Source organism: Nonomuraea jabiensis (assembly GCF_014204795.1).
GTDB classification, from domain to species: domain Bacteria; phylum Actinomycetota; class Actinomycetes; order Streptosporangiales; family Streptosporangiaceae; genus Nonomuraea; species Nonomuraea jabiensis.
In genome coordinates this window covers 4853402-4869013 of record NZ_JACHMB010000001.1, presented here as the reverse complement: position 1 = coordinate 4869013, position 15612 = coordinate 4853402, and the positions used below count along the sequence as shown (strand labels likewise).

Annotated in this window: 13 protein-coding genes; 9 read left to right on the top strand and 4 right to left on the bottom strand. The window is 70.1% G+C overall.

The features are described 5' to 3' along the window. Positions 1-23: 23 nt before the first annotated feature. The gene (gene tpx / locus HD596_RS22490) at positions 24-524 is read right to left on the bottom strand and encodes a thiol peroxidase (protein ID WP_185071308.1); all 501 of its coding nucleotides are present in this window, start codon (positions 522-524) and stop codon (positions 24-26) included. 83 nt (positions 525-607) lie between these two features. After that, on the bottom strand, positions 608-3799 hold the full coding sequence (gene icmF, locus HD596_RS22485; RefSeq protein ID WP_185071307.1) for a fused isobutyryl-CoA mutase/GTPase IcmF: 3192 nt from the start codon (positions 3797-3799) through the stop codon (positions 608-610). Between the two features lie 124 nt (positions 3800-3923). Between icmF and HD596_RS22480 the strand changes: the two genes are divergently transcribed. After that, complete coding sequence (locus tag HD596_RS22480) at positions 3924-4973, top strand: glucose 1-dehydrogenase (RefSeq protein ID WP_185071306.1); 1050 nt, start codon at positions 3924-3926, stop codon at positions 4971-4973. 23 nt (positions 4974-4996) lie between these two features. Here HD596_RS22480 and HD596_RS22475 read toward each other — a convergent pair whose 3' ends face one another. Both HD596_RS22475 and HD596_RS22470 read right to left on the bottom strand, forming a co-directional pair. Next, complete coding sequence (locus HD596_RS22475) at positions 4997-5815, bottom strand: CHAP domain-containing protein (RefSeq protein ID WP_185071305.1); 819 nt, start codon at positions 5813-5815, stop codon at positions 4997-4999. A gap of 181 nt (positions 5816-5996) precedes the next feature. Further along, positions 5997-6767, bottom strand: coding sequence for a PP2C family protein-serine/threonine phosphatase (locus HD596_RS22470; protein ID WP_185071304.1), 771 nt, complete (start codon positions 6765-6767; stop codon positions 5997-5999). A gap of 76 nt (positions 6768-6843) precedes the next feature. On the opposite strand from HD596_RS22470, the gene HD596_RS22465 reads away from it, so the two are divergent. The 8 genes from HD596_RS22465 to HD596_RS22430 all read left to right on the top strand — a co-directional run bounded on the left by HD596_RS22465 (position 6844) and on the right by HD596_RS22430 (position 15604). Next, entirely contained in the window at positions 6844-8661 is a 1818-nt protein-coding gene (locus HD596_RS22465; RefSeq protein ID WP_185071303.1) for an HsdM family class I SAM-dependent methyltransferase, read from the top strand. Positions 8662-8723: 62 nt separating this feature from the next. Continuing rightward, on the top strand, positions 8724-9614 hold the full coding sequence (locus HD596_RS22460; protein WP_185071302.1) for a serine/threonine-protein kinase: 891 nt from the start codon (positions 8724-8726) through the stop codon (positions 9612-9614). A gap of 123 nt (positions 9615-9737) precedes the next feature. Then, positions 9738-11036 carry an ABC transporter substrate-binding protein gene (locus tag HD596_RS22455; RefSeq protein ID WP_185071301.1) on the top strand — a complete coding sequence of 433 codons (1299 nt, stop codon included), beginning with the start codon at positions 9738-9740 and terminating at the stop codon, positions 11034-11036. Then, the gene (locus HD596_RS22450) at positions 11033-11995 is read left to right on the top strand and encodes a carbohydrate ABC transporter permease (RefSeq protein ID WP_185071300.1); all 963 of its coding nucleotides are present in this window, start codon (positions 11033-11035) and stop codon (positions 11993-11995) included. The genes HD596_RS22455 and HD596_RS22450 overlap by 4 nt, the downstream gene beginning before the upstream one ends. Then, complete coding sequence (locus HD596_RS22445) at positions 11992-12795, top strand: carbohydrate ABC transporter permease (protein ID WP_185071299.1); 804 nt, start codon at positions 11992-11994, stop codon at positions 12793-12795. Before HD596_RS22450 ends, HD596_RS22445 begins: the two co-directional genes overlap by 4 nt. Continuing rightward, positions 12792-14162 (top strand): GH1 family beta-glucosidase, encoded by a 1371-nt coding sequence (locus tag HD596_RS22440; RefSeq protein ID WP_185071298.1) that lies wholly within the window; start codon positions 12792-12794, stop codon positions 14160-14162. The genes HD596_RS22445 and HD596_RS22440 overlap by 4 nt, the downstream gene beginning before the upstream one ends. Before the next feature lie 32 nt (positions 14163-14194). After that, complete coding sequence (locus HD596_RS22435) at positions 14195-15190, top strand: LacI family DNA-binding transcriptional regulator (protein ID WP_185071297.1); 996 nt, start codon at positions 14195-14197, stop codon at positions 15188-15190. Beyond that, a complete protein-coding gene (locus HD596_RS22430; RefSeq protein WP_185071296.1) occupies positions 15191-15604 on the top strand; it encodes a phosphotransferase in 414 nt (137 codons plus the stop codon). Positions 15605-15612 lie beyond the last annotated feature (8 nt).

Genomic DNA, 15612 nt, shown 5'->3' with positions numbered 1-15612 from the left:
CCACGGTGTGGACCCCCGGACCGCTACTTGAGCGCCGCCAGCGCGGCGTCGTAGTCGGGCTCCTGGGTGATCTCCGGCACCAGCTGGGAGTAGACCACCCGGTTGTCACCGTCGAGCACGACCACCGCGCGCGCGGCCAGCCCGGCCAGCGGACCCGACTCCTGCGCCACGCCGTAGTCGGTCAGGAACTCGCGGCCCCGCATGAGCGAGAGCGTGATCACGTTGTCGAGCCCCTCGGCGCCGCAGAACCGCTTCTGGGCGAAGGGCAGGTCGGCGGAGACGCAGAGCACGGCCACCTCGGGGTGCTCGGCGGCCACCTCGTTGAAGCGCCGCACCGAGGCCGCGCAGACGCCGGTGTCGAGGCTCGGGAAGATGTTGAGCACCTTGGTCTTCTGCCCGTACTCCTCCAGCGAGTGCTCGGCCAGGTCGCCGCCCACCAGCTTGAACGCGGGCGCGCTGTCGCCGGGCTGCGGGAAGGTGCCGCCCACGGTGACGGGCGTGCCCTTGAAAGTGACGTCGGACATGAAAGCCTCCTGGATAGCGATGTTCCCCGATCCGTGATCCTATCCGCGCGGCTCCCGAGCCCCCTCATCACCCACGCGCGTGGTCAGACGTTGCGGCGGTACTGGCCGCCCGCCTCGAACAGCGCCTCCGTGATCTGGCCGAGCGAGCAGACGCGGGCCGCGTCCATCAGCACCTCGAACGCGTTCCCGTCCGACATCGCCACCTCGCGCAGCCGGGCGAGCTGCGCCGGGGCCTCCGAGCGGTTGCGCTCGTGGAAGGCGCGCAGCCGGTCGAGCTGCGAGCGCTTCTCCTCCTCGGTGCCCCTGGCCAGCTCCAGCTTGTGCGCCGGCGGCTCCTCCGTGCCGTTGCGGAACGTGTTCACCCCGACGATCGGCAGCGAGCCGTCGTGCTTGCGCATCTCGTACAGCATGGACTCGTCCTGGATCTTGCCGCGCTGGTAGCCGGTCTCCATCGCGCCCAGCACGCCGCCCCGGTCGGACAGCCGCTCGAACTCGGCGAGCACGGCCTCCTCCACCAGGTCCGTCAGCTCCTCGACGATGAACGAGCCCTGCAGCGGGTTCTCGTTCCTGGCCAGGCCCCACTCGCGGTTGATGATGAGCTGGATGGCCATGGCCCTGCGCACCGAGTCGGCCGACGGGGTCGTCACCGCCTCGTCGAAGGCGTTGGTGTGCAGGCTGTTGCAGTTGTCGTAGACGGCGATCAGGGCCTGGAGGGTGGTACGGATGTCGTTGAAGTTCATCTCCTGGGCGTGCAGCGACCGGCCCGAGGTCTGGATGTGGTACTTCAGCTTCTGCGACCGCTCCCCGGCGCCGTAGCGCTCCCTCATGGCCACCGCCCAGATGCGGCGGGCCACCCGCCCGAGCACGCTGTACTCGGGGTCCATGCCGTTGGAGAAGAAGAACGACAGGTTCGGGGCGAAGTCGTCGATCTTCATGCCCCTGGCCAGGTACGCCTCCACGTACGTGAAGCCGTTGGCCAGCGTGAAGGCGAGCTGGCTGATGGGGTTGGCCCCGGCCTCGGCGATGTGGTAGCCGGAGATCGAGACCGAGTAGAAGTTGCGCACGCCGTTCTTGATGAACCACTCCTGGATGTCGGCCATCATCCGGAGCGAGAACTCGGTGGAGAAGATGCAGGTGTTCTGGCCCTGGTCCTCCTTGAGGATGTCGGCCTGCACGGTGCCCCTGACCGTGGCCAGCGTACGGGCGCGCAGGGCGGCGGCCTCCTCGGCCGACGGCGGGCGCCCCTGCTCGGCCTGGAAGCGGTCGAGGGCCTGGTCGATGGCGGTGTTGAGGTAGAAGGCCAGGATCGTGGGCGCCGGGCCGTTGATCGTCATGGACACGGACGTGTTCGGCGCCGCCAGGTCGAACCCGTCGTAGAGCACCTTCATGTCGTCGAGCGTCGCGATCGACACGCCCGAGGTGCCCACCTTGCCGTAGATGTCGGGCCTCAGGTCCGGGTCGTGGCCGTAGAGGGTCACCGAGTCGAACGCCGTGGACAGCCTGGTCGCGGGCTGGCCCTCGGACAGCAGCTTGAAGCGCCTGTTGGTGCGGAACGGGTCGCCCTCACCGGCGAACATCCTGGTCGGGTCCTCGTCGTCGCGCTTGAACGGGAACACCCCGGCGGTGAAGGGGAACGACCCGGGCAGGTTCTCCCCGCGCAGGAACCTCAGCAGGTCGCCGTGGTCGCTGTAGCGGGGCAGCGCCACGCGCGGGATCCGGTTGCCGGACAGGGTCTCGCGCCAGAGCGGGGTGTGGATCTCGCGGTCGCGCACCTTCACCACCAGCTCGTCGGCGGTGTAGCGCTCCCTGACGGCGGGCCAGGCATCCAGCAGGGCCCGGCTCTCCTCGCTCAGCTCCCGCTCCGCCTGCGCCTCCAGCTCCTCCAGGCGGGGGTCCTCCAGGAGGGAGCGCACGGCGGCCAGCTGCTGGCGGCGGCGGGCGACCTCGGCCTGGGCGAGCGTCTCGGCGTGGTACGCGCGCACGGTCTCGGCGATGTCGGCCAGGTAGCGGACCCGGGCCGGCGGCACGATGGCGGCCGACGCCCGCGAGGTGCGCCCGGACACCTTCGGCAGCAGCCCCGGCCCCGGCTCGCCCAGCAGGAGGGGCTTGAGGTGCTGGTAGAGGGCCGTGACCCCGGCGTCGTTGTAGCGGGCCGCGATGGTGCCGAAGACCGGCATGTCCTCCGGCCTGGCGCCGAACGCCTCGCGGTTGCGTACGAGCTGGCGGCGCACGTCGCGCAGGGCGTCCTCCGCGCCGCGCCGCTCGTACTTGTTGATCACCACGGCCTCGGCGAAGTCCAGCATGTCGATCTTCTCGAGCTGCGAGGCCGCCCCGAACTCGGGCGTCATCACGTAGATCGGCACGTCCACGTGGGGGACGATCCCGGCGTCGCCCTGGCCGATGCCGGGCGTCTCCACGATCACCAGGTCGTGGCCCGCGGCCCGGCAGGCGGTGATCACCTCGTCGAGGCAGGCGGGCACCTCGTTGGCGGCGCCCCTGGTGGCCAGGGAGCGGAAGTAGGTCTGGGGGCTCAGGCTGTTCATCCTGATGCGGTCGCCGAGCAGGGCGCCGCCGCCGCGCCGGCGGGTGGGGTCGATGGCGATGACCGCGATGCGTAGCTTGTCGTCGTTGTCCACGCGGAACCTGCGGACCAGCTCGTCGGTGAGCGAGGACTTGCCGGAGCCGCCCGTACCGGTGATGCCGAGCACGGGGGCGCTCCTCCCCGTCGCGGCGGCCTTCAGGCCCTCGACCAGCCCCTCCGGGGCGCGCCCCGACTCGATGAGCGTGATCGCGCGGGCCAGCGCCGCCTGGTCGCCCGAGACCACGGCCTCGACCGGCGGGCAGCCGTCCAGCTCGACGTCGCAGTCCTCGATGAGCCGGTTGATCATCCCGGGCAGCCCGTACCGCTGGCCGTCCTCGGGCGAGAAGATGCGGGTGACGCCGCGCGAGTGCAGCAGCTCGATCTCCTCGGGGACGATCACGCCCCCGCCCCCGCCGTACACCTTGACGTGCCCGGCCCCGCGCTCGCGCAGCAGCTCCACGAGGTAGGTGAAGAACTCCACGTGGCCGCCCTGGTACGAGCTGATCGCCACGCCCTGGACGTCCTCCTGGACGGCGGCCGTGACGATCTCGTCCACCGAGCGGTTGTGCCCGAGATGGATGACCTCGGCCCCCTGCGACTGGAGGATGCGCCGCATGATGTTGATCGCCGCGTCGTGGCCGTCGAACAAGGCCGCGGCGGTCACGAAACGGACTGGGTGTACCGGGACGTGCACGCCTGTTCACTCCTTCGTGAGGGCTCTCCCTTCCGAAGATACTAGGACGTCCTATTAATTGGTACTTGGACGTCCTACTATTTCTCCCCGGCATCCGGGTAGGGGGCCCGAGGGGGTGAACCGCATGCGCGCACTGACGTTCACACCGGGCAAGCAAGGGACGCTGGCCGTCGAAGAGGTCCCTGATCCCGCCCCGGGCACGGGCGAACTGCTGGTCCAGGGGCTGGCGCTGGGGGTCTGCGGGACCGACAGGGAGTTGATCACCGCCGAGTACGGCTGGCCGCCGCCCGGCAAGGAGCGCATGGTGCTCGGGCACGAGTCGCTGGGCCGGGTGCTGGAGGTGCCCGAAGGGTCCGCGTACTCCCCCGGCGACCTGGTGGTCGGAGTGGTCCGGCGGCCCGACCCGGTGCCCTGCGGAGCCTGCAGGCGGGGCGAGTTCGACATGTGCCGCAACGGCCAGTACACCGAGCGGGGCATCAAGGAGATCGACGGGTACGCCTCCGAACGCTGGACGGTCGAGGGCGCCTACGCCGTGCGCCTGGATCCGTCGCTGGAGAGCGTCGGCATGCTGGTCGAGCCCGCGTCGGTGGTCGCCAAGGCGTGGGAGCAGATCGAGCGGATCGGGTCGCGGGCCTGGTTCGAGCCCCACACGCTGCTGGTCACGGGGGCCGGGCCCATCGGGCTGCTGGCGGCGCTGATGGGGCGGCAGCGGGGGCTGGAGGTGCACGTGCTCGACCGCTCGCCCGCCGGGCTCAAGTCGCGGCTCGTGGAGAACCTGGACGGGACCTACCATTCCGGCACGTCGCTGAAGGAGCTCACCACGGTCAGGCCCGACGTCATCATCGAGTGCACGGGGGCCGGGACGCTCGTCATCGACGCCATGGTCGGCACGGCCGCCGCGGGGATCGTCTGCCTGGCCGGGCTCTCACCCGGAGGCCGCGCGCACCGGGTGGACGCCGGGCTCATCAACCGGGACATCGTCCTGGAGAACGACGTGGTCTTCGGCTCCGTGAACGCGAACCTGCGGCACTACAGGGACGCCGCCGACGCGCTGGTCAAGGCCGACATCGGGTGGCTCGAACGGCTGATCACGCGCCGGGTCCCGCTGTCGCGCGCCCTGGACGCCTTCGAACGCGGCCACGACGTCAAGGTGGTCATCGACCTCACGGCCTAGCCCCTCGCGGGCCGGAACGCGGGCTAGCCGGGCTCGTAGGGCTTGCGTCTCGTCGAGGTCGGGGGCCTGGTGCCCGCGGCAGCCGGGACGCGCGTCCTTTCGGGGCGGGCGGGCGGCGCGGGACGGGGATGTGAGGTCTTCTCCGGGGCCTTGGCGCGGATCGTCACCCGTTCGGGTGCAGGAGTGGCTTCCTGCTCGGTGGTTGGTGCGTTCCAGGGCCAGGCGAGGCGGCGGTGGGTGCCGCGGCGGCGGCCGGTGACGCGGAGGGAGAGGACGACGGTCATCAGCACCATCGCGGTCAGCAGCGCGGGCGGCGTGCCCAGGACGTCCAGAGGCGACCCCTGCCCGCTGTCCACGCGCGGCAAGGGCACGAAGGGCCGCTCGGTCGAGCGGATCTCCCCGAGCTTGTCGGCGCTGGCCTTGACCAGGCGCGGAATGCCATAGCCGACGACCTTGTCCGTCTCCCGCGTCTTGCGCTTGAGCCAGATCCGGTCCACGTTCGCCTCGATCGTGTGGATCTTCTTGCCGCTGACCTTCTCCACGATCCCCACGTGGTCGATGCCCTTGTAGCTCTTGCCGCCCTTCCAGTCGAAGAAGACGAGCGCACCCGGCTCGGGCTTCTGCGTCCATGCCCCCTGTTTCATGAACCAGGCGGCATGGGAGGGCGTCCAGGCGAACTCGCCCACGTATTGGCTGAGGTCGGCTCTGTCCGCGGCCCAGGCGATGAACATGTCACACCACGGCCCGTTGCGGTACTGGGTGTCTTGGACGCGATCCGCATACCACTGGCCGAACTTCGTGAACTGGCCGTTTTTCTCCTTGTAGCCGAGTTCCTGCCGCACCGTCTTCAGCAGCTCGTCCGCGATCGGGTCCAGGGTGACTCCTCCCAGAAAACCGATAAATCACGATGGACTGTAGTAGCGCCATCGGGAAATTGCGCGAATCACTCGGAAAGTGTCGTGCTATTAGCCAATATTTCGGTTTTGTGACTGGTGAGGCAGCTGAGACTGGTGACCACTCCTGTTAAGCGCCGGCCCCCACGCGATAGACGGCCGCCTCGCCCGCGCCCGGCGCGACCACGTCGGCCACGATCACGGTCACGTTGTCCGGCGAGCCGCCCTCGTTGGCCAGATCGATGAGCCGCTGGACGGCCGAGCCCGGGTCTGCCACCGTGGTCAGGACCTCGTGCAGAACCTCGGGACCGAGTACGGTCGTGAGGCCGTCGGAGCAGAGGAGGTAGCGGTCATCAGGCTCGGCCTCGCGCAGCGCCATGTCGGGCTCCGCCCTGCCCTCGCTGCCCAGCACCCGCAGCACCATCGAACGCCGGGGGTGCACGGCGGCCTGGTCCTCGGTTATCCGCCCTTCGTCCACCATCGACTGCACAAGTGTGTGATCCTTGGTCATCTGGTAGAGAGCACCGTCGCGAAGCAAATATCCGCGGGAGTCACCGAGATGAGCCAGGGCGAACCGGTAGCCGTCCCACAGCATGGCGGTCACCGTGGTCCCCATCCCCCTGCGCGCGGGGTCGATGTCGGCCAGCTCGACCAGCCTGCGTGCCGCCTCGTGCACGGCGCCCTCCAGGGCCGCCTCGAGGTCCGAGCCCGTCTCGGGAAGCGTGGCATCCAGCTCGCGCATGACGGCGATCGCCGCCGAGCTCGCCAGCTCGCCGGCCGCGTGCCCACCCATCCCGTCGGCCACAACGAGCAGCCGGCCACTCGCATAGCCGGAGTCCTCGTTCTGCTCCCTGCGGCGGCCCACGTCTGATCCGGCGGCATAGCGGATGTTGTGCTTCATACCCAGCAGTAAATCATTGGTTGAAAGACTTCACAAGCAGATGCGCTGAAGACTCTTGTGAACTACTGTGGGCACCATGAGCCACGACCCGACCGTCAACGCCGGGGACATCGCCCGGCTCGCCGGTGTCGGGCGTGCCGCGGTGAGCAACTGGCGCCGCCGCCACGACGACTTCCCCGATCCCATCGGCGGCACGGCCAACCAGCCGCTCTTCTCGCTCCGGCAGGTCGAGTCCTGGCTACGTCGCTATGGGAAGTCCTACCAGGTCTCCCTGGGAGATCGGGTGTGGCAACGCCTGAAAGCAGCGGGAGATTTGCGTCTGGGCGAGCTGGTGGCCCAGGCCGGCGCCCTGCTGACCCGCCCCGCCCCGGATCCCGGATCGCCCGTCGAGGGCGGGCTGGAGCCGGAGCTGGCGGAGCTCGTACTGGAGCTGGCCGAGCAGCTCGGCGCGCTGACGGCGTACGAGTTCCTCTGCGAGCGCTACCTGGAGGCGCACTCGCGGCAGCTCTCGGTGACCCGCGAGGACGTGGCCGGGCTCATGGTCAGGCTGGTACGGCCGACCGGCTCGACGATCCTCGACCCGGCCTGCGGCGTCGGCACGCTGCTCCTCGCCCCCACCCACGACCGGCACGCCCAGGCGGAGCCGGGGGCGGTCAGGATGCTCGGGCAGGAGCTCAGCGAGACCTCGGCGGCCATCACCGCCGCCAGGCTCCGGCTGCGCGGCATCGACGCCGAGGTCGTGTCCGGTGACTCGATGCGCCACGACGGGTTCGCCGGCGAGCGGGCCGACGCCGTGGTGTGCGATCCGCCGTTCAACGAGCGGGCCTGGGGCTACGAGGAGCTGACCGGCGACCCGCGCTGGGAGTACGGCCTGCCGCCGCGCGGCGAGCCGGAGCTGGCCTGGGTGCAGCACTGCCTCACCCACGTCAAGTCGCGCGGCCTGGTCGCCATCCTCATGCCGCCGGCCGCCGCCAGCCGCAAGGCGGGCCGCCGCATCCGGGCCAACCTGCTGCGCGCGGGCGCCCTGCGGGCCGTGATCGCGCTGCCGGGATCGGACCTCTGGCTGCTGCGCAGGCCCGCGCCGGGCGAGCGGCCGCCGTCCGAGGTGCTGATCCTCGACGCCACGGCCGACCTGGCGATCGTCGAGCCGGCCTGGGAGGCGTACCTGGAGGACCGTTCCGACCAGACCGTGCGCATCATCGACCTGCTGGCCGACGAGGTCGACATGACCCCGGCCCGCCACCAGCGGCGCGACGACGTCGGCAAGGCGTACGCCGAGGCCCGCGACCGCTTCATGGCCGCCACCTCGGCGCCGCCCGACCTGAAGGTCCTGGAGCAGCCGCTCGACCAGCCCGCGACCACGCTGGGCGACCTGATCAAGGAAGGTCTGGTGGCCACGTCGCAGGCCCCGCCCAAGATGGCCGCGGACGGCGGCGAGGTGCCCGTGCTGACCTCCGACGACGTGCTCAACGGCACGCCGCCGTCCGGTGGCACCACCATGCAGCAGGGGCTGATCGCGATCCGCCCGGGCGACGTGGTGGCCTCCTACTCCAGCGTGCGCGTGATGGCCGACGGTGGGGCGGTGCTGGGGCCCCATCTGACGCTCTACCGGGTGGACGCGCGCCGGCTCGACCCCGACTTCCTGGCGGGCTTCCTGCGGGCCGCCGGCGGCCGGGCGACCACCGGCTCCAGCAGATTCGACGTGCGCCGCACCCGGCTGCCGCGCCTGTCGCTGAAGGAGCAGAAGGCGTACGGCGACGCCTTCCGGCAGCTCGCCGTGCTCGAGGACGCCATCCGCGAGACCTCGACGCTGGGACAGGCGCTGATCAGGCTCGGCCTCGACGGCCTGGCGGACGGCCACCTCCACCCCGGCGCCCATGGCCTCACCCCTTGACCAGACGGCACTCCCTCGCCTGACGGTGTAGTTTTTTCCCGGAAGGCTGCGGGGAGGGGCGAATGGTCATCGGTGACCGCTATGTGCTCGACGACCTCCCTCTCGGGCAAGGTGGCATGGGCGCCGTGTACGCGGGCCACGACCGCCACCTGGACCGCCGGGTGGCGGTGAAGCTGCTCAGGCTGCCCAGCGGGCACGATCACGAGCTGGAGCGCAGGTTCATCCGCGAGGCCCGCATCCTGGCCCGGCTCGAACATCCCGGCGCGCCGGTGCTCTACGACTTCGGCACCCACGAGCAGCGGCTCTACCAGGTGATGCAGTTCATCGAGGGCGTCACGGTGGCCGACGTGGTCAGCGAGCACGGCCCGCTGCCCGTCGCCTGGGCCGCCGCGATCGCGGCCCAGGCGTGTGCCGTGTTGTCGGCGGCCCACGCCCTGGCGATCTGCCACCGCGACCTCAAGCCCACGAACCTCATGCTCTGCCCCGACGGCAGCGTGAAGGTGCTCGACTTCGGGCTGGCCATGCTGCGGGACACCGACGTCACCACGTTCACGAGGATCGGGCAGATCCTGGGCACGCCGGCGTACATGGCTCCCGAGCAGATCCAGCACGGCGTCGCCGAGCCGCGCAGCGACCTCTACTCGCTCGGCTGCGTGCTGCACGAGATGCTGACCGGGCGCCAGCTGTTCACCGGGCCCACCGACTACATGGTCTTCGAGAAGCAGGTCAAGGAGCGCCCGCCGGCCATCCCCGGCCTGCCCCGCGAGCTCGGCGCGCTGCTGTCGCAGCTGCTGGAGAAGCTGCCGGACGACCGGCCCGCCGACGCCAACGAGCTGTACGAGCGGCTCGACCCGTTCGCCGTCGAGTTGCCCGTGCTGCCCGGCTTCCTCACCGAGGCCCCCAGCCCCGGCCGCATGTACGCCCGCATGGCCGGCCGCGCGCTCAACGCGTGAACGCGCTCTCTCGCTAGGCCGGATCGTTATTTAACCCCCGTTGACAGCCTGGTGTGAGCGCCGCGAATCTCTTGAGAGAGCGCTCTCTCACTTACCTCGCAAGCACCGACCATGGAGGGTTCCATGACCCCTCGCGTCCGGCGATTCGCCATGCCCTTGATCACCGCGTCCCTGCTCGCCCTGGCGACGGCCTGCGGTGGGGGAGGCGGCGGGAGCACCACCGCCGCGGAGAGCGCCAAGCCGGGAGAGAAGATCAAGCTCACCGTCGGCCTCTTCGGCGACTTCGGCTTCAAACCGCTCTACGAGGAGTACAAGAAGACCCACCCCGACATCGAGATCGTCGAGAACGTCACGCAGTTCAACGACCACCACAGCAACCTCGTCAAGCGGCTGGCCACCAACGCCGGCGCGGGCGACATCGAGGCGGTCGAGGTCGGCTACATCAGCACGTTCACCGCCCAGCCGGGCAAGTTCGTCGATCTCAAGCAGTACGGGCTGGACAAACGGCAGCCCGACTACCTCGACTGGAAGTGGCAGCAGGGCCTCAGCAAGGACGGCACGCAGGTGCTCGGCCTCGGCACCGACGTGGGCGGGCTGGCCATGTGCTACCGCAAGGACCTGTTCAAAAAGGCCGGGCTGCCGACAGACCGGAGCGAGGTGGCGGCGCTCTGGCCGACGTGGGAGCAGTACATCGCGACCGGCAAGAAGTTCGCCGGGGCGAACGTGGCGGGGGCCAAGTTCGTCGACTCCCCCGGCGAGATCTTCCGCGCCATGGTCAACCAGGCGCCCACCGGCCTGTACGACGCCCAGGACAACATCATCGTGGCCTCGAACCCGGACGTGAAGAAGGCCTGGGACCTGTCCAACCAGCTCACCCAGGAGGGCCTGACCGCCAAGCTGGCGGCCTTCACGCCGCCGTGGAACACCGGCTTCGCCAAGGGCTCGTTCGCCACGATCATCTGCCCGGCCTGGATGACCGGCTTCATCCAGGAGCAGGCCAAGGACTCGGCCGGCAAGTGGGACATCGCGACCGTCCCGGGCGGCTCCGGCAACAGCGGCGGCTCCCACCTCATGGTGCCCAGGCAGAGCAAGCACCCGAAGGAGGCGGCCGAGCTGATCGACTTCCTGACCTCGAAGGACAACCAGGCCAAGGTGTTCAAGGAGGAGGGGACATTCCCGTCGATCCCGGCCCTGTACGACGACCCGTCGATCCAGAACTTCACCAAGCCGTTCTTCGGCGACGCCCCCATCGGCAAGATCTACTCCGACGCCGCCAAGGCGCTCAAGCCGCAGCACCTCGGCCCCAAGGAGGCCGACGTGCGCACGGCCATCGGCAACGGCCTCGGCCGCGTGGAGCAGGGCAAGCAGACGCCTGACGAGGCGTGGACCCAGGTGCTCGAGGACGTCAAGAAGATCAAATGAGCACTCTTCCCCTCGCGGTCTCGCGACGGCGTAGGCGCGGCATGCGGCACACCCTCGACCTGAGGGTGTCGCCGTACGCCTACGTGGCGCCGTTCTTCCTGCTCTTCTGCGCCTTCGGGCTGTTCCCGCTGGTCTACACGGCCTGGGTGAGCCTGCACGAGTGGTCGCTGCTGTCGGAGACGCAGACGTTCATCGGGCTGGACAACTACTCGACGCTGCTGGGCGACGGGTACTTCTGGAACGCCACGTTCAACACCCTGTCCATCGGCGTGCTCTCGACCGTGCCGCAGCTCCTGCTGGCCATCTGGCTGGCGCACCTGCTCAACCGGCGGCTGCGGTTCCAGACGCTGTTCCGGGTCGCGCTTCTGCTGCCGAACGTCACGAGCGTGGTGGCGGTCGTGGTCATCTTCAGCCAGCTCTTCGGCCGGGACTTCGGGCTGATCAACTGGGTGCTCTCGTGGTTCGGCGTCGGCAGCATCGACTGGGCGGCCGGCACCGCGACCTCGCACCTCGCCCTCTCCGTGATGATCATGTGGCGCTGGACCGGCTACAACGCGCTGATCTTCCTGGCCGCCATGCAGGCCGTGCCGCGCGAGCTGTACGAGGCCGCCACCCTCGACGGCGCGAGCGGCTTCACGCAGCTGCGCAGGATCACGATCCCGATGATCCGGCCGACGATCGTCTTCGTGGTCATCGTCTCGACGATCGGCGCCATGCAGATCATCGCCGAGCCCCTGCTGTTCGGGCAGAGCAGCGGCGGCGGGGGCGGCATCGCCACCGGCGGGCCGGACCGGCAGTTCCAGACCCTGGCGCTGTTCGTCTACGAGCAGGGCTTCGCGAACTCGACGTTCGACTTCGGCTACGCCTCGGCCGCCTCCTGGCTGATGTTCCTGGCCGTGGTGATCGTCGCGCTGGTCAACTTCCTGATCACCCGCAGAGTGAGAGGGGGCCTGATATGAGGCTGCGTTACCTGACCCTGACCGCCGTGGCCTTCTTCTCGGCCTTCCCGCTCTACTACAGCGTCGTGGTGGCCTCCCGGCACAACTCGGCGCTGGCCCAGGTGCCGCCGCCGCTGATCCCCGGCGGCAACTTCTTCGCCAACGTCTCCCGGGTCTTCGACACCGTCCCCTTCGGGCTCGCGCTGGTCAACTCCGTCATCGTGGCGGGGTCGATCTCGATCGCGGTGATGTTCTTCTCGACGCTGGCCGGGTTCGCCTTCGCCAAGCTGAAGTTCAGGGGCAGGAACATCATGCTCGTGATCACCGTGGCCACCATGATGGTCCCGGCGCAGCTCGGCATCATCCCGCTCTACATGCTCATGGTGAAGCTGGAGTGGACCGGCACCAACTACGCGCTGATCGTCCCGGCGCTGGTCAACGCGTTCGGCGTGTTCTTCATGACCCAGTACCTGTCGCGGGCCCTGCCCACCGAGCTGCTGGAGGCCGGCCGGGTGGACGGGTGCTCGACGTGGGGGCTGTTCTGGCACGTCGTGCTGCCCGCCGCCCGTCCGGCGGCGGCGGTGCTCGGCATGCTGACGTTCATGTCGGCCTGGAACGACTACTTCTGGCCGCTGGTCGTGCTGAACCCGGACAACCCGACCGTCCAGGTGGCGCTGTCCACGCTGGCCAGCGGCTACGTCAACGATTACGTGCTCGGGCTGGCCGGGACGGCGATCGGCACGCTCCCGCTCGTGGCCGTCTTCGCCCTGTTCGGCAGGCAAATCATCGGTGGAATCATGCAAGGAGCTGTTAAGGGATGATCTTTCCCGAGGAGTTCGTCTGGGGTGCCGCGACGGCCTCGTACCAGATCGAGGGGGCGGTCAAGGAGGACGGGCGGGGCCAGTCGATCTGGGACACCTTCTCCCACACCCCCGGGAACGTGGTGGACGGCGACACCGGCGACGTGGCCTGCGACCACTACCACCGCTACCGCGAGGACGTCAGGCTGATGCGGGAGCTGCGGCTGGCGGCCTACCGGTTCTCGGTCGCGTGGCCGCGGGTCCAGCCGGACGGCGCGGGCCCGGTCAACCCGCGCGGGCTGGCGTTCTACGACCGGCTCGTGGACGAACTACTCGCCGCCGAAATTTCGCCTTATGTCACCCTTTATCACTGGGATCTTCCCCAAGCACTCGAAGACCGTGGTGGGTGGACAAATCGCGATACGGCGTACCGGTTTGCCGACTACGCCCAGGCCGTCCACGACCGGCTCGGCGACCGGGTGGGCGACTGGACCACGCTCAACGAGCCGTGGGTGTCGGCCTTCCTCGGCTACGGCAACGGCGTGCACGCGCCGGGCCGCCGCGACCCGGCCGGCGCCCTGCGCTCGGCGCACCACCTGCTGCTCGGCCACGGGCTGGCCGCGCGCCGGCTGCGCGCGTCCGGCGCCCGCAGCCTCATGCTGGTGGTCAACTCCTCCCCCGTGCTCACCCCCGCCCAGGTCAACGACCCTTCGGCGGTGGCCGGCGAGGCGGACGCGGCCGTCGTGGACCGCGTCCACGCGCTGCTGACCAGGCAGTTCCTCGACCCGGCGGTGCACGGCACGTACCCGGCGGAGGTCCTGGAGGCGGCGGCGCGCAACGGCGGGACGGACCATGTCCTCGACGGCGACCTCGCGCTGATCAACGCGCCGATCGACCTGGTCGGCGTCAACTACTACAACCCGTGCGTGGTCGAGTCGGGCCCGGGGCTGCCGGCCGACGCGGCGTGGCCGGGCTCGGAGGGCGTCCGGTTCGCGGCGGCGGATGCGCCGACGACCGCGATGGGCTGGCCGATCGTGCCGGACGGCCTGTCACGGCTCCTCGTACGGCTCTCGCAGGACTATCCGCAGGTCGGCCTCATGGTCACGGAGAACGGCGCGGCCTTCGACGACGTCGTGGAGGGCGGCCGCGTGCACGACGACGAGCGGGTGGCCTACCTGGAGGGCCACCTGCGCGAGGTGCACCGGGCCATCGGGGCGGGCGCGGACCTGCGCGGATATCTGGTCTGGTCGCTGCTCGACAACTTCGAGTGGGCCGAGGGCTACCGGCGCCGGTTCGGCATCGTGCACGTCGACTACGCGACACAGGCCAGGGTCCTCAAGGACAGCGCTCTCTGGTACAGAGACGTCATCGCCAGGAACGGCCTGTAGATTTTCTTCGTGCTCTCCCACTTGGTGCATCCATGAGGCGCCCGACGCTCGAGGCGGTCGCCGCCCGGGCGGGGGTCTCGCGCGCCACCGCCTCCCGGGTCGTCAACGGCCAGACGACGGTGGCGCCCCACATCCGCGACGCCGTGCAGCGCGCGATCGACGAGCTGGGCTACGTGCCCAACTCGGCCGCGCGCAGCCTGGTCACCCAGCGCACCGACTCGATCGCGCTGGTCGTCAGCGAGCCGGGCACCCGGGTCTTCTCCGAGGACCCGATGTTCTCCACGGCGATCAGGTCGGCGTCCGTGGCGCTCGAAGCGGTGAACAAACAGGTCGTGCTCATGCTGGCCTCCTCCGCCAAGAGCCACGCCCGGGTGGAGCGTTACATCGCGGGCGGGCACGTCGACGGGGTCATGCTGATCTCCATGCACGGCGCCGACCCGCTGCCGGCCGCGCTGTCGCGCCTGCGCGTCCCCGTGGTCTCCTACGGGCGGCCCGCCGTCCCCGTGGACATCCCGTACGTCGACAACGACAACGTCGGCGGAGCGGAGATGGGGGTGCGGCACCTGGTGGAGACGGGACGGCGCAGGATCGCCACGATCGCGGGCCCGCAGGACATGATCGGCGGCCAGGACCGGCTGGCCGGCTACCGCAACGTGCTGCGCGACTCCGACCTCAGGTCGATCGTGGCGATCGGCGACTTCACCCGGGAGTCGGGCGCGGTCGCGATGCGGCAGCTCCTGCGCGACGACCCCGGCCTGGACGCCGTCTTCGTGGCCAACGACCTGATGGCCGTCGGCGCCCTGCAGTCGCTCCGGCAGTCCGGGCGCCGGGTGCCGGACGACGTGGCCGTGGTGGGCTTCGACGACATCGAGGCGGCCAAATACACCGAGCCGCCGCTGACGACGCTCAGGCACCCGGTGGCCGACCAGGCGACGGCCATGGTCCAGCTCCTCCTCGGGCTGTTCGAGGGCGGGCCGGCCGAGCCGCTGATCATGCCCACGGAGCTGGTGATCAGGGAGTCCGCCTGAATGACCCCCGCCGTGGCCGCCGTCTGCCTGGCCGGGGAGCACGGCATCCGGGTCGTGGATCCGGTGGTCCTCAACGACTCGTTCAACCTCCGGGTCCACCTGTGCCCGGCGCTCATGACCGCCGGGCGGGCGCTCGCCGAGCTGCACGAGGCGATGCGGGGGTTCCCCGGCGAGCTGCCCTATCTCGGGCCGGTGCTCGACGAGCCGCTGCGGCTGCTGGAGCTGCTCGACGGAGAGGTCCCGCCCGGCGTGCTGGCGCGGCTGCGGGACGCGCACGCGGACCTGGCCGAACGGCTGGCCGGCCGCACGGCGCAGGCCGTCCACGGGGACGCGCATCCCGGCAACCTGCTCGCCGCCCCCGCCGGGCTGCTCTGGAACGCCCCAGCGGCGCCACCCGCTAGACCGCCCCGCTAGACCGCCCC